Source organism: Mesorhizobium sp. M1342, assembly GCF_040317955.1.
Lineage (GTDB): Bacteria > Pseudomonadota > Alphaproteobacteria > Rhizobiales > Rhizobiaceae > Mesorhizobium.
Window position 1 is genome coordinate 44,470 of the sequence record NZ_JAMYLI010000006.1, and the last position, 12,739, is coordinate 57,208.

Annotated in this window: 11 protein-coding genes; 8 read left to right on the forward strand and 3 right to left on the reverse strand. The window is 63.6% G+C overall.

Annotation, left to right across the window (positions count from 1 at the left end; genetic code table 11):
* A complete protein-coding gene (speB, locus tag NKH06_RS07755; protein WP_127260884.1) occupies positions 1–1,062 on the reverse strand; it encodes an agmatinase in 1,062 nt (353 codons plus the stop codon).
* 205 nt (positions 1,063–1,267) lie between these two features.
* On the opposite strand from speB, the gene gcvA reads away from it, so the two are divergent.
* The 8 genes from gcvA to NKH06_RS07795 all read left to right on the forward strand — a co-directional run bounded on the left by gcvA (position 1,268) and on the right by NKH06_RS07795 (position 10,337).
* Complete coding sequence (gcvA, locus tag NKH06_RS07760) at positions 1,268–2,242, forward strand: transcriptional regulator GcvA (protein ID WP_183446360.1); 975 nt, start codon at positions 1,268–1,270, stop codon at positions 2,240–2,242.
* Between the two features lie 160 nt (positions 2,243–2,402).
* On the forward strand, positions 2,403–3,707 hold the full coding sequence (pncB, locus tag NKH06_RS07765) for a nicotinate phosphoribosyltransferase (RefSeq protein WP_352892646.1): 1,305 nt from the start codon (positions 2,403–2,405) through the stop codon (positions 3,705–3,707).
* Between the two features lie 195 nt (positions 3,708–3,902).
* A complete protein-coding gene (locus NKH06_RS07770) occupies positions 3,903–5,351 on the forward strand; it encodes a hypothetical protein (RefSeq protein ID WP_352892647.1) in 1,449 nt (482 codons plus the stop codon).
* 153 nt (positions 5,352–5,504) lie between these two features.
* Positions 5,505–6,827: an ABC transporter substrate-binding protein gene (locus NKH06_RS07775; protein ID WP_352892649.1), complete on the forward strand. Its 1,323-nt coding sequence runs from the start codon at positions 5,505–5,507 to the stop codon at positions 6,825–6,827.
* A 216-nt stretch (positions 6,828–7,043) separates the two neighbouring features.
* Positions 7,044–7,925, forward strand: a complete 882-nt coding sequence (locus NKH06_RS07780; RefSeq protein ID WP_352892650.1) for a branched-chain amino acid ABC transporter permease — start codon at positions 7,044–7,046, stop codon at positions 7,923–7,925.
* Positions 7,922–8,884 (forward strand): branched-chain amino acid ABC transporter permease, encoded by a 963-nt coding sequence (locus NKH06_RS07785; RefSeq protein ID WP_352892651.1) that lies wholly within the window; start codon positions 7,922–7,924, stop codon positions 8,882–8,884. Before NKH06_RS07780 ends, NKH06_RS07785 begins: the two co-directional genes overlap by 4 nt.
* The gene (locus tag NKH06_RS07790; RefSeq protein ID WP_352892652.1) at positions 8,881–9,606 is read left to right on the forward strand and encodes an ABC transporter ATP-binding protein; all 726 of its coding nucleotides are present in this window, start codon (positions 8,881–8,883) and stop codon (positions 9,604–9,606) included. Before NKH06_RS07785 ends, NKH06_RS07790 begins: the two co-directional genes overlap by 4 nt.
* Complete coding sequence (locus tag NKH06_RS07795; RefSeq protein ID WP_352892653.1) at positions 9,603–10,337, forward strand: ABC transporter ATP-binding protein; 735 nt, start codon at positions 9,603–9,605, stop codon at positions 10,335–10,337. Before NKH06_RS07790 ends, NKH06_RS07795 begins: the two co-directional genes overlap by 4 nt.
* Here NKH06_RS07795 and NKH06_RS07800 read toward each other — a convergent pair whose 3' ends face one another.
* A complete protein-coding gene (locus NKH06_RS07800; protein ID WP_352440579.1) occupies positions 10,338–11,783 on the reverse strand; it encodes a sodium:proton antiporter in 1,446 nt (481 codons plus the stop codon).
* 205 nt (positions 11,784–11,988) lie between these two features.
* Positions 11,989–12,603, reverse strand: a complete 615-nt coding sequence (gene pncA, locus NKH06_RS07805; RefSeq protein WP_352440580.1) for a bifunctional nicotinamidase/pyrazinamidase — start codon at positions 12,601–12,603, stop codon at positions 11,989–11,991.
* Between the last annotated feature and the right edge of the window lie 136 nt (positions 12,604–12,739).

Sequence of the window (12,739 nt, forward strand, 5' to 3'; positions counted from 1 at the left end):
TCAGGCTCCCTTGCCCGTGATTGCCGGGCTGAACACCATAAGGCTCAATATCTCGAACAGCACCTGTGCGGCGGCATGCGCCGTGTTGGTGGTGGCGTCGTATTGCGGCGCCACTTCGACAACGTCGCCGCCGACGATGTTGAGCCCCTTCAGGCCGCGCAGCAGTTCGAGCACTTCGCGCGTCGTCAGGCCGCCGACTTCCGGCGTGCCGGTGCCGGGCGCGAAGGCCGGATCGACGCTGTCGATGTCGAAGGAGACATAGGTCGGCCCGTCGCCGACTATTCTGCGCGCCTTCTCGATGATGGCCGGAATGCCGAGACCGGTCACCTCCTCGGCATGGACCACGGTCATGCCGGACTCGTAGGTGAACTCCCACAGATATTCGGCCGAGCCGCGGATGCCGATCTGGATCGTGCGCGTCGGGTCGAGCACGCCGTCAAGCACCGCGTTGCGGAACGGGCCGCCATGGTGGAACTTGGTCATGTCGAACAGGCCACTGGTGTCGCAGTGGGCGTCGATATGGATCAACCCGACCGGAGCTTTCTTGCCGACGGCCTTCAGGATCGGATGGCTGATCGAATGGTCGCCGCCGATCGAAAGCGGGATGACGCCGGCATCGACGATCTGGTTGGTGCGGCGCTCGATATCCTCATGGCTGATCTCCAGCCGGTAGCGGCTGCGGAACGGCGTGTCGCCGATATCGGCCACCCGAAGTTCATGCGTCGGCGCGCATTCCAGCACGTGATTGTAGGGACCGATGCGCTCGATGGCGCGCAGCGCCCTTGGCCCGAAGCGCGAGCCTGGCCGGTTGGTGACGCCGAGGTCCATCGGCACGCCGATCATCGCCACCTGCAGATCGCCGAAATCCGGATTGTCGGCCGATATTTCGCGGTAGGGCGCGGCGAGGAAGGTCGGGATGCCGGAATAGGGCGCCAGCCGCGTGCCGCTCTTGGAAAAGATCTTGTCGGCGACCTTGCGGAACTTCGGGTCGAACATCTCGCCGCCATGGCTTTCACCATATTTGCGACGCAACGCGTCGAGCTTGCCGCGATCGTAACCCATATCCGCTCCTCCTGGGCTGATGCAGTGCCGCCGGTGACGCCTGCGAACCGACCGTCATCCGGCCGGGCCGCTGTCCCGCTGGCTGCCTGCAGATTTCACGTCTTGATGCTGTTCCGGGCTCAAGTGTCTGGCAGCGGCATTGAAAAATCAATTGATATTGTTAGGGTGTTTTCTGTGAGAAAATCTCACAATAAAGTTCATACCCATGGCCAAACGCCTGCCACCGCTGAATCCGCTGCGCGCCTTCGAGGCAACGGCTCGCCATGGCTCGCTGACCAAGGCGGCGAGTGAGCTGAACGTCACGCATGGCGCCATCAGCCACCAGATCAAGGCGCTCGAGCAGTCGCTCAGTGTCAAGCTGTTCGAGCGGGTCGGCCAGCGGGTCAAACTGACGCCGCATGGCGCCGAACTTCTGCCGGCGGTATCGAGCGCCTTCGACAGCATCGCCGCCGCCACCCAGCGCATGACAAGGCCGGCGAGCAGCGGCACGCTTTCAGTCTCCTGCGTGCCGGCGCTGCTGTTGCTGTGGATGACACCGCGGCTCGGCAGTTTCATGGCGCAATATCCCGACATAAGGCTGACGCTTATCCCCTCCAACGATCCCAAGGATTTGCGGGCGCCGCATATCGACGTCTGCGTGCATTATGGCGACGGCAGCTGGACCGATTGCTGGATGCGCAAATGGTCGGGCCTCGAACTGTTCCCCGTGGTCAGCCCGACCTTGATCAACAACCGGCCGATCCGCAGCGTCAGGGATCTCGCCGACCATGTCTTCCTGCATGGCGATGACGGCCGCGAGTGGCACACCTGGCTGGCGGCCGCCGATGCGCTGGACCTGGAGCGGGGTCGCCGCCATCATCTCGGCGATGCGCGCATGGCGACCGAGGCGGCGGTGCATGGGCATGGCGTGGCGCTGGGCGATTCGGTGACGGCAAGCGCGCTGCTGGCCAGGGGCATGCTGGTGGCGCCGTTCAGCCTGTCGGTGCCGGCGGTCGACGATTTCTATGTCGTCTGCCGCAACGAGATGAGAGCGACGCCGATCGTGCAGGTGTTCATCGACTGGCTGTTCGCCGAGAAGGCGCAGGACGACGGCCGCGCCGACGCCCCGGTGGCGGGCCGCATCGTCAGCCGCCGAAAGCGTCCGGCGCTCAGGGTCATCGGCGCCAAAACCGGGAGCTGACACCGGCCTTCGGCTTGCGGCCGCCGTCAGTGGTCTTTCCGTCGCATGCAGGGTTTTCTTTTTGTCGGGCCAGCCTGAAACCGGGCAGCGTTTTGGCCAATTCGATGCTATGAGGCCTGTCGCGGTTGTGGATAGCAGGCAGCGAAGGCGGTGTTGAAACATGGCTAAGACCGATATTGCGCGGCGAGTCTACAACCACACCTGGAAGCTCGATCCGATCGTGCGCAGCCTGCTCGATACGGATTTCTACAAGCTTTTGATGCTGCAGATGATCTGGGGCATGTATCCCAAGGTCGACACCACCTTCTCGCTGATCAATCGCACGACTTCGGTGCGGCTTGCCGATGAGATCGATGAGGGCGAACTGCGCGAGCAGCTCGACCATGCCCGCACGCTGCGGTTCTCCAAGAAGGAGATGATCTGGCTTGGCGGTAACAATTTCTACGGCCGCAAGCAGATCTTCGAGCCGGAGTTCCTCGCCTGGCTGGAAGGCTTCCGGCTGCCGGAATACGAGCTGTCGAAGCGCGACGGCCAGTATGAACTGACCTTCAGCGGGCCGTGGATGTACACCACGCTGTGGGAAATCCCGGCGCTGGCGATCATCAACGAACTCCGATCTCGCGCCGCCATGCGGGCGTTCGGACCGTTCGCGCTCGACGTGCTCTATGCTCGCGCCAAGGCCAAGATGTGGGCCAAGACCGAGCGGCTGAAGGCATTGCCCGGCATCCGCATCTCGGACTTCGGCACGCGGCGGCGGCATTCCTTCCTGTGGCAGCGCTGGTGCGTCGAAGCGCTGAAGGAAGGCATCGGCGAAGCCTTCACCGGCACCTCCAATGTGCTTCTGGCGATGGACAACGACCTCGAAGCACTCGGCACCAATGCACATGAGCTGCCGATGGTGTTTGCCGCGCTTGCCAATTCGGAAAAAGAGCTGAAACAATCGCCCTACAAGGTGCTGCAGGACTGGCAGCGCTACTATGGCGGCAATCTGCTGATCGTGCTGCCCGATGCCTTCGGCACGGCGTCCTTCCTGCGCGACGCGCCGGACTGGGTCGCCGACTGGACGGGTTTTCGCCCCGACAGCGCGCCGCCGATCGAAGGCGGTGAAAAAATCCTGTCCTGGTGGCGCGACAAGGGCAAGGATCCCAAGCAGAAATTGCTGATCTTCTCCGACGGGCTCGAGGTCGAAACCATCGAAGAGACCTACCGCCACTTCAAAGGCAAGGTGCGCATGTCGTTCGGCTGGGGCACCAACCTCACCAATGATTTCGAAGGCTGTGCGCCGACGGAAACCAACAGCCTGGATGCCATATCGCTGGTCTGCAAGGTCACCGAGGCCAATGGCAGGCCGGCGGTCAAACTTTCCGACAATCCGGCCAAGGCGACCGGCGACGAGAAAGAGATAGAGCGGTATTTGCGGATTTTTGGCGAGAAGGACCGCGTGGAGCAATTGGTCAAGGTGTGAAGGGATGGGGCTCCTGGCATCGCCTGCAAAGATGGAATCTCGGATAGCTTGAGTTCCCGCACACCCCCCTCTGTCCTGCCGGACATCTCCCCCGCAAGGGGGGAGATTGGCCGCTTCGACCAGTCCGCCTTTTTCTCCGAAGTTGAAAATTGGCGAAAGCCTGGGCGACATCCGATCTCCCCCTTTGCGGGGGAGATGGCCGGTAGGCCAGAGGGGGGTGTGAAGGATCGCGGCGGCGAAGGTTATCGCCTCTTGATCACAAGCTTCATCTGCTTATTCGTATCCCTCCCCACCCCCGCCTTCGCGCACGCCTCCGACCGTGGCCACGTCCTGCTCCTGCCGACCGGCTACTATCTGGTCGGCGGCGCCTTCGCCGTGGCCGTCAGCTTCCTCGTCCTGGCGCTGCTGCCTGCGGATTCACTTGACCGCTTTTGGCGACGGCGCCTGCCGTTATTCGCCCTCGGTGACGCCACCCGCGCCGCCATCAGCCTGCTATCCTTCGCCGGCTTTGCAATTCTCATCGCCGCCGGCCTTTTCGGCAGCCGCGACCCACTTTCCAATCCTCTGCCACTGGTGATCTGGACGCTGTTGTGGGCCGGCCTCACGCTGTTGCAAGGCCTCTTCGGCGACCTCTGGTCATGGCTGAACCCCTGGTATGGACCATGGCGTCTCGCCTCGCGCCTGTTCGGGACCGGGGATCACGGAGCATGGCGCCTGCCCCGATGGGTCGGCTGCTGGCCGGCTGCCATCCTGTTCTTCGCCTTCGCCTGGTTCGAACTCATCGATCCCGCGCCCGACGATCCGGCACGGCTGGCTTTTGCCGCCGGCCTATATTGGCTGTTCTCTTTCCTCGCCATGCTGGCGTTCGGCTATCGCGGCTGGAGCCGCAGCGGTGAATTCCTGACGGTCTTCTTCTCGATGGTGGCGCGCTTTGCCATGGTCGAACGCAACCAAGACGGCCGGCTTGCACTTTGCTGGCCCGGCGCCAAGCTGCTGGCCGCGGAGCCCTTGCCGGCCAGCGGCATCGCCTTTCTGCTGCTGGCCCTGTCGTCGGTATCCTTCGACGGCCTGTCGAAGACCTTCTTCTGGCTCGGCCTGTTCGGTATCAACCCACTCGAATTTCCCGGCCGCACCGCGCTGATCGGCAGCGGCACTTTCGGGCTGATCCTGACATTCGCGCTGCTGGCCGCGATGTTCCTGCTTGCCGTCCGGCTCGGCCAGCGTCTTGCCGGCAGCGATCACACTCTCGGCCAGGCCGCAGGCCTGCTGGTGTGGTCGATCGTGCCGATCGCGCTCGCCTATCACGTTGCGCATTATCTGACGGCGCTGCTCGTCGACGGCCAATATGCGCTTGCGGCACTTTCCGATCCGTTCGCGATCGGCTGGAACCTGTTCGGCACCGCCGACATGCAGATCGAGGCCGGCATCGTTGCGGGGGCGGACTCTGCGTGGTGGCTGTGGAATATCCAGGCCGGCGCCATCATCCTGGGCCATGTGCTCGCCGTCCTCGTCGCTCACGGCTTCGCCTGGCGCCTGCACCCACAGCCCTCCCGCGCGGCACTCAGCCAGTTCCCGCTTACCTTGCTGATGATCGCCTACACCGTCTTCGGCCTCTGGTTGCTTGCCACGCCGACCACCGGATGAGAAAAGGACGGCCTCGATATCGTTGGGGAAGCTCGCTTGCCACATCAAGGCTTTGGTGATTTAGTTTGTACACATGCAATTTTTTGCGTCCTCTGAGCGAGGATGCCGAAGCCGCCTTATCGTTGGTCAAAACTGAAAAACAGGGGAACGAACATGGCTGACAAGAACGGATTTTTCGACCTCTCCAAGACTGGCCTCACCTCCAAGACTGGCCTCACCCGCCGCACGACGCTGAAGGGTCTGGCCGCAGGCGTCGGCCTCGGCCTTGCGCCCGGCTTCGTCCGCTATTCCCAGGCGCAGAGCTCGGCGCCGATCAAGATCGGCTTCCAGTCGCACCGCACCGGCATCGGCGCCGCTTATGGCCGCTGGTACGAAAAGACCACCGCTGCCGCGGTCAAGGCGATCAACGCCGCCGGCGGCATCAATGGCCGTCAGGTCGAGGTGATCATCGAGGATGACGGCACCGATCCCGGCCGTGGCGCCGAAGTTGTCGGCAAGTTCGCCACCCAGCACAAGACCGATATCGTCTTCGGCACGCTGTTCTCGCATGTCGTCATCGGCTCGGCGCCCGCCGCCGGCGAAAACAAAATGCCCTATTTCGTCGTCAGCGAAGGCCATCACGTCGCCTCGACCAAGCTGAACCGCTATGTCTTCCAGCCCGGCATCACCGACGTGAAGAGCCAGATCCAGTCGATGGCGCCGTGGATCGCGGCCAATGCCGGCAAGAAGGTGACGCAGATCTTCCCCGATTTCGCCTTCGGCTACGACCACCGCGACTACCTGCCGCCGGCGCTGAAGGCGCAGGGCGCCGAGGTCATCGCGCAGATCGCCATCCCGCCGACGGAATCGTCCTTCACCAAGTATTTCCCACAGATCCCGGCCGAGACCGAGGTGATCTACCACGTCATGGTTGGCCCGGCCGTGCTCACCTTCGTCAAGGAGCTCGGCGAGTTCTACGGCTCCAACCGGCCGCAATTGTTCGGTTTCATCGATTCGCTCGAGGCCACCGACATCAACAGCCCCGGGTTGGAGTTCCTCGATGGCAGCCATTTCTGGGAAGGCTCGCCGCGCTATGCGCAGGCCGATGATTCCGAGGCGCAAAAGGCCTATCGCGCCGCCGTCGGCATCGACGACAATGGCGCCGCCGTCGGCGACCCGAAGGACGTCTCGACCGCAGCCCACATGTTCGGCTGCTGGGAGACGCTCTACGTCGTCAAGAAGGCGATGGAAGACGCCGGCTACAAGGGTCCGGAAGACCGCGCCAAGCTGGTCGAGGCGACCGAAGCGCTGACCGAATTCGCCGAAGGCCCCGAGCATCCGCAAGGACCGAAGACCTTCAACGGCAAGATCCACCAGTGCTTCGGCATCCAGAACATCTCCAAGGTCGAGGGCGGCAAGCTCAAGGTCGTGCACAAGACCAAGATCGAGGATGGGCTTTACGAGGCCGAAGGGGATTACACGACGCAGGCGCTTTAGACAGAGCTGCCTGCAAGCGTGGGAGCCAAGGCACCCCCCTCTGTCCTGCCGGACATCTCCCCCTCAAGGGGGGAGATCGGCAGGTCTTGCGAAGGCGAACATCTATCGCCGTTGGCTATTGGCGAACGCAGTGGGGACAGCCAATCTCCCCCCTTGAGGGGGAGATGTCCGGCAGGACAGAGGGGGGTGCCTCGCGCGCCCGTTGGCGCTTAAACAATGCACTTCGGACCCCACCTCCTCCTCGCCGCCCTCGAAGGCCTCGTCACCTCGGCCGTGCTGGCGCTGACGGCGCTTGGGCTGTCGCTGGTGTTCGGCGTGATGCGCGTGGTCAATGTCGCGCATGGCGAGTTCTTCATGTTGGGTGCGGTGCTCGCCTGGGCGATCACAACAGCCATCGGCGGCCATCCGGCGCTTGGGTTCCTGGCGGCGCTGGTGATTGCGCCGCTGATCGTCGGCACTATAGCGCTAGTCGCCGAACGGCTGGTGCTGCGCCGGCTCAATTACAATCCGGAAGCCACCATCGTCGCCACCATCGGCATGCTTTACATCATCCAGCAGCTGGCGCTGACCTTTTACGGTCCGGAGGCACGGCCGGTGGAGCCGCCGTTCAGCTATCGCATCCTTTTGCCGTGGTTCGGCTACTCCGGCTACAAACTGTCTGTCATCGCCGCCTCCGCCCTGCTGCTGCTTGGGACATGGCTGGTGCTGACGCGCACCAAGATCGGCCTCATCATGCGCGCCACGCAATATGACAGCGAGACGGCGCAGGCCTTCGGCATCCCTGTCGGCCGCGTCTATGGCGGCGTCTTCGCGCTCGGCGCCATGCTGGCGGCCATTGCCGCGGTGCTGATCGTGCCGATCAGCCAGGCGCATTACCTGATGGGACAGGATCCGCTGCTGCTCTCCTTCATCGTCGTCATCATCGGCGGTCTCGGCTCGTTGCGCGGCACCGTCGTCGCCGCCGTGCTGATCGGCCTGTCGGACGGCATCATCTCGATGTTCTTCTCGCCGACGCTGGCCAAGATCATCGCCACGCTGCTGGTCGCCATGGTGCTGGTGTTCCGCCCGCAAGGCCTGTTCGGGACGGCGTCGCGATGAGCGAAGCTTCGCCGGCAAAAGCTTATGGCCTGCATCTCGGCGTCATCGCGCTGCTGTTCGTGCTGAGCTTCCTGCTGCCGGACTACTATCACGGCCTGCTTGCCCGCATCATGGTGCTGGCGGTCTTTGCCATGGGCTACAACATGCTGTTCGGCTATGCCGGCCTGCTCAGCCTCGGCCATGCCATGTTCTTCGCCGCCGGGCTCTATGGCGCCGGCCTTGCCGTCATCCAGCTCGGCTGGAGCGTGCCAGCGGCATTCGCCGCAGGCCTCGCTTGTGGTGTTGTTGTGTCACTGGTGATCGGCCTGCTGGCGCTGCGCACCACGGGTGTCGCCTTCATGATCGTCACCATGATGTTCGCGCAAGTGTTCTACCTCCTCATCCTCTACTTCGCGACTTGGACCGGCGGCGACCAGGGCATGGTCGTGCCGCAGCCGGCGCGGGTGCTCAGCCTGGGCGCGACCTCGCTCGAGCTCACCAATCCGACCGTGCGCTACATGACAGCGCTGTCGCTGTTTTCGATCGTGCTGCTCGTCACATTGGCCATCGTCCGCTCCCGGTATGGCCGCGTGCTGGTCGCCATCCGCGAGAACGAGGAGCGGACGAAGATGCTCGGCTACGACACCTTCTCCAACAAGCTCGCCGCCGTCGTCATCTCCGGCACCATCTGCGCGGCCTCGGGCGCCGCCTATGCGCTGCTGTTCGGCTATGTCGGCTCAAGCTTCGCTTCGGTGCAGTATTCGATCCTGCCGCTCCTGTGGGTGCTGCTGGGCGGCGGCGCCACAACGCTTGGGCCGCTGATCGGCACGCTGTTCATGTATTATGTCATCGACATCACCAGCGGCTACACCTCCGCCTATCTGCTGATCGTCGGCATCGCGCTGATCCTTCTGGTGCTGTTTTTTCCAAAGGGCATTCTGGGCAGCATCCGGCAGCGCTGGCTCGGGTGGCTGCCATGATGCCGCTTTTGACCACCAAGGGCCTTTCTCGCGACTTTGGCGGCCTGCGCGCCGTCGACAATGTGGATTTCGCCCTGATGCCGGGCGAGATTCGTGCTGTGATCGGCCCTAACGGGGCGGGCAAGACCACCTTCGTCAGCCTGGTCAGCGGCCGCATCCAGCCATCATCGGGCATGATCGTCTTCGACGGCGCCGACATCACCAGCCAGCCGGCCTATGTCCGGGTCCGCCAGGGCATCGCCTACACGTTCCAGATCACCAGCGTCTTTGCCAATCTCTCCGCCTACGACAATGTCGCGCTGCCGGTGCAGCGGACTTTGAGTGATGGCCGTTCGAAGGGTGCGGTGAGGGCAGGTGTGATGGCGGCGCTCGACCGCACGGGGCTGGCCGACCGCGCGCACATGCCGGCCGGGCAATTGTCCTACGGCCATCAACGCCTGCTGGAAGTGGCGATGGGCCTGGCGCTGAAGCCGCGCCTGCTGATCCTCGACGAGCCGACGCAAGGCCTCGCCGATAGCGAGATCGACAATTTCATCACCCTGGTGCGCGAGATCGCCAAAAACGCCACCGTGCTTCTGATCGAGCACAACATGCCGGTCGTCATGCAACTCGCCGACCGCATCACCGTTTTCAATGCCGGCAAGATCCTGGCTGAAGGCACACCCGAAGCGATCCGCGAGAACGCGGCGGTGCAGGAAGCCTATCTGGGGACCGCCCCATGACCGAGACAAACAAGGCCGAGGCGACGTCTCAAGCACTCACCATCTCGGGGCTCGACTGCTTCTATGGCGAGGTCCAGGTGCTCTATGGCCTCGACCTGGTGCTGAACAAGGGCGAGGTGCTGTGCCTGTTCGGCCGCAACGGCGCCGGCAAGACGACGACGCTCAAAGCCATCATGGGGCTGGTTCCCTCAAGCGCCGGCTCGATCAAACTGGCTGGCCTAGAGTTGACCGGGCTGCCGGCGCATGAGGTGCCCAAGGCCGGCGTCGCCTATGTGCCGCAAGGCAGGCGGCTGTTCGCTGAGATGACGGTGGCCGAAAACATCGAGATCGGCCTGATGGCGCGCGGCAAGGGCAAGGCGACGCGGGAAAACGTTCTCGACCTCTTTCCGCTGCTGCGCCAGCGGCTGCGGCAACGCTCCGGTACGCTGTCCGGCGGCGAGCAGCAGATGCTGGCCATGGCGCGCGCGCTGTGCCTCGAGCCGCAGGTGCTTTTGCTCGACGAGCCGACCGAGGGGCTGATGCCGTCGATGATCGCCAAGATCCGCGAGACGGTGGCTAAGCTGCGCGACATGGGCGTCTCGACCATCCTGGTCGAGCAACGGGTCGATGCGGTGCTTTCGGTCGCCGACCGCGTTGCCTTCATCGAAAACGGCCGCAACCGCGAGACGGTCGATGTCGAGGAATTGCGTGCCGACCCGTCGGCGGTGCGCCGTTATGTCGGCGTGGGCTGATCAGCCGAAGAACAGAAAACCCGCTACCAAAAATGTCGGGATCAGCACCAGGCCCGACCATGCCATATAGCCGAAAAAGCCCGGCATCTTGACGCCGCGATGCCTGGCGATGGCGTAGACCATGAAGTTCGGCGCATTGCCGATATAGGTGTTGGCGCCCATGAACACGGCTCCGGCCGAGATCGCGGCAAGCGTCGAAGCGAACTCCGTCATCAGGTGCCGGGGGTCGCCGCCGGCAAGCTCGAAGAACACCAGATAGGTCGGCGCATTGTCGAGGAAGGATGACAGCGCCCCAGTCAGCCAGAAATAGGCGAGGTCATTGGGCCCGCCCGAAGGCGAAGTGACGAGGGCGACCAGCGGCGCCAGCGCGCCCTCATGGCCGGCCCTCAGGATAGCGACGACCGGCACGATGCAGATGAAGATGCCGGCAAACAATTTGGCCACCTCTGATATCGGACCCCAGTTGAAGCCGTTGGCTTCGCGGTATTCCTTGCGCGAAATGGCAAGTGAAACGAGGGCAAGCGCCAGGATGAGAGCGTCACGCACCAGATTCTGCAGTTCCAGGCTGACCCCGAACACGGAGAAGCTGACGCCCGGCTTCCAGGTTGCCGACAGCAGGATGGCGCCGATCACGCCCGCCAGCAGCGGAAGGTTGGCCAGGCCGCGCAGACGCACCTTGGTATCCGGCGTCGGATCCTTGATCTTCGGCGCGCCGGCCTCGCGCCGGTGCAGGATGATGTCGATGCCCAGGAAGACAGCCAGCACGGCACCGCCGACGAACAGCGTTTCGCGCCAGAGGTTGGCGGTCGTCCAGAAGAAATCGACGCCTCTGAGGAAGCCGACGAACAGCGGTGGATCGCCCAAGGGCGTCAGCGAGCCACCGATGTTGGAAACGAGGAAGATGAAGAAGATCACGACATGGGCGTTGAACGGACGGTTGTCGTTGGCGCGGATGATCGGCCGGATCAGGATCATCGAGGCACCGGTCGTGCCGATCACCGATGCCAGCAGCGCGCCGACCAGCAGCAGGCCGGCATTCACCAGCGGCGTGCCGTGAATGTTGCCGGCAATGAGAATGCCGCCCGAAATGGTGAACAGCGCAAACAGCAGGATGATGAACGACATGTATTCGGTGAGCAACGCATGCAGCACCGCCTCGGTCGCTGTGGAGACACCGAAGGCAGCCGCCAGCGGCAGGACCACCAGAGCGCCCCAAAGGGCCGTGATCTTGCCGTAGTGATGTTCCCAGGCATGAGGAAACAGCAGCGGACCGGTGGCGATCGACAACAACAGCCCGGCAAAGGGCAGCGCCCACCACAGCGACATCGAAGCGCCGGGCAGGCCGTGTTCCTCCGCCGCGAAAGCCTGTGCCGGGAACAGCACGGCGACAATTATCGCAGCGCATGCAGCCAACAGGGGGATCGGATATGAAAAAAGCCCCCTCATCCGGCCGCTACGCGGCCACCTTCTTCCCGTTGGGGAGAAGAGACGAGCTTCGGTGCCGGCAGCCTCCTCTCCCCTGGGGGAGAGGTCGGATCGCCCCGAATTGCCCTTCGCAATTCGGTTGGCAATCCGGGTGAGGGGGACCTTCCCCGAAGACAACAATCCTGCCTTTAGACATCGGATCTTTACCTGTTGCCCCACGATCCGTTCAATCCGACAAAGGGTCTTCGAGCGTCACGCCGGCGTCGCGCATGCGCTGCAGCATGGCATGGAGCGAGCCGTTGAGATCGATGCCGCGGCAGGCATCGAGCCGCACTATGGTTTTAAAGCCCTGGCTAACGGCGTCCAGCGCCGAGAAGGCAACGCAGAAATCGGTCGCCAGCCCGACCAGGGTCAGCGTGTCGATGCCGCGCTCCCGGAGGTAGCCGGCAAGGCCGGTCTGTGTCGTGCGATCGTTTTCGAAGAAGGCCGAGTAGCTGTCGATATCAGGCCGGAATCCCTTGCGGATGACGAGTTCGGCCTTGGTCCAGGCGAGGCCGGAATGGAAATCGGAGCCCAGGCTGCCCTGAATGCAATGATCCGGCCACAGCGTCTGCTGGCCGTATGGCATCTCGATCATGGTGAAGGGCTGCGCGCCCGGATGGCTGGAAGCGAAGCTGGAGTGACCGGCGGGATGCCAGTCCTGCGTCAGCACGACATGGTCGGTTCGCCGGATCAGGTCGTTGACCAGCGGCACGATCTCGTCGCCGCCGGCAACCGCCAGCGCGCCGCCGGGACAAAAGTCGTTCTGCAGGTCAATGACGACAAGCGCTTCGTCGGCCATGGGCTTTCCTCTTCCGTATGCAGGCTCCAGTGGAGAATGCCGCTGACGCGACCGGACGCAGAAACTTGACCAGATGGCCGGCGGCGTCAACCTCTCGGGACATAACAAATGCGTGCCGCCGAAGCCGCCGCAAACT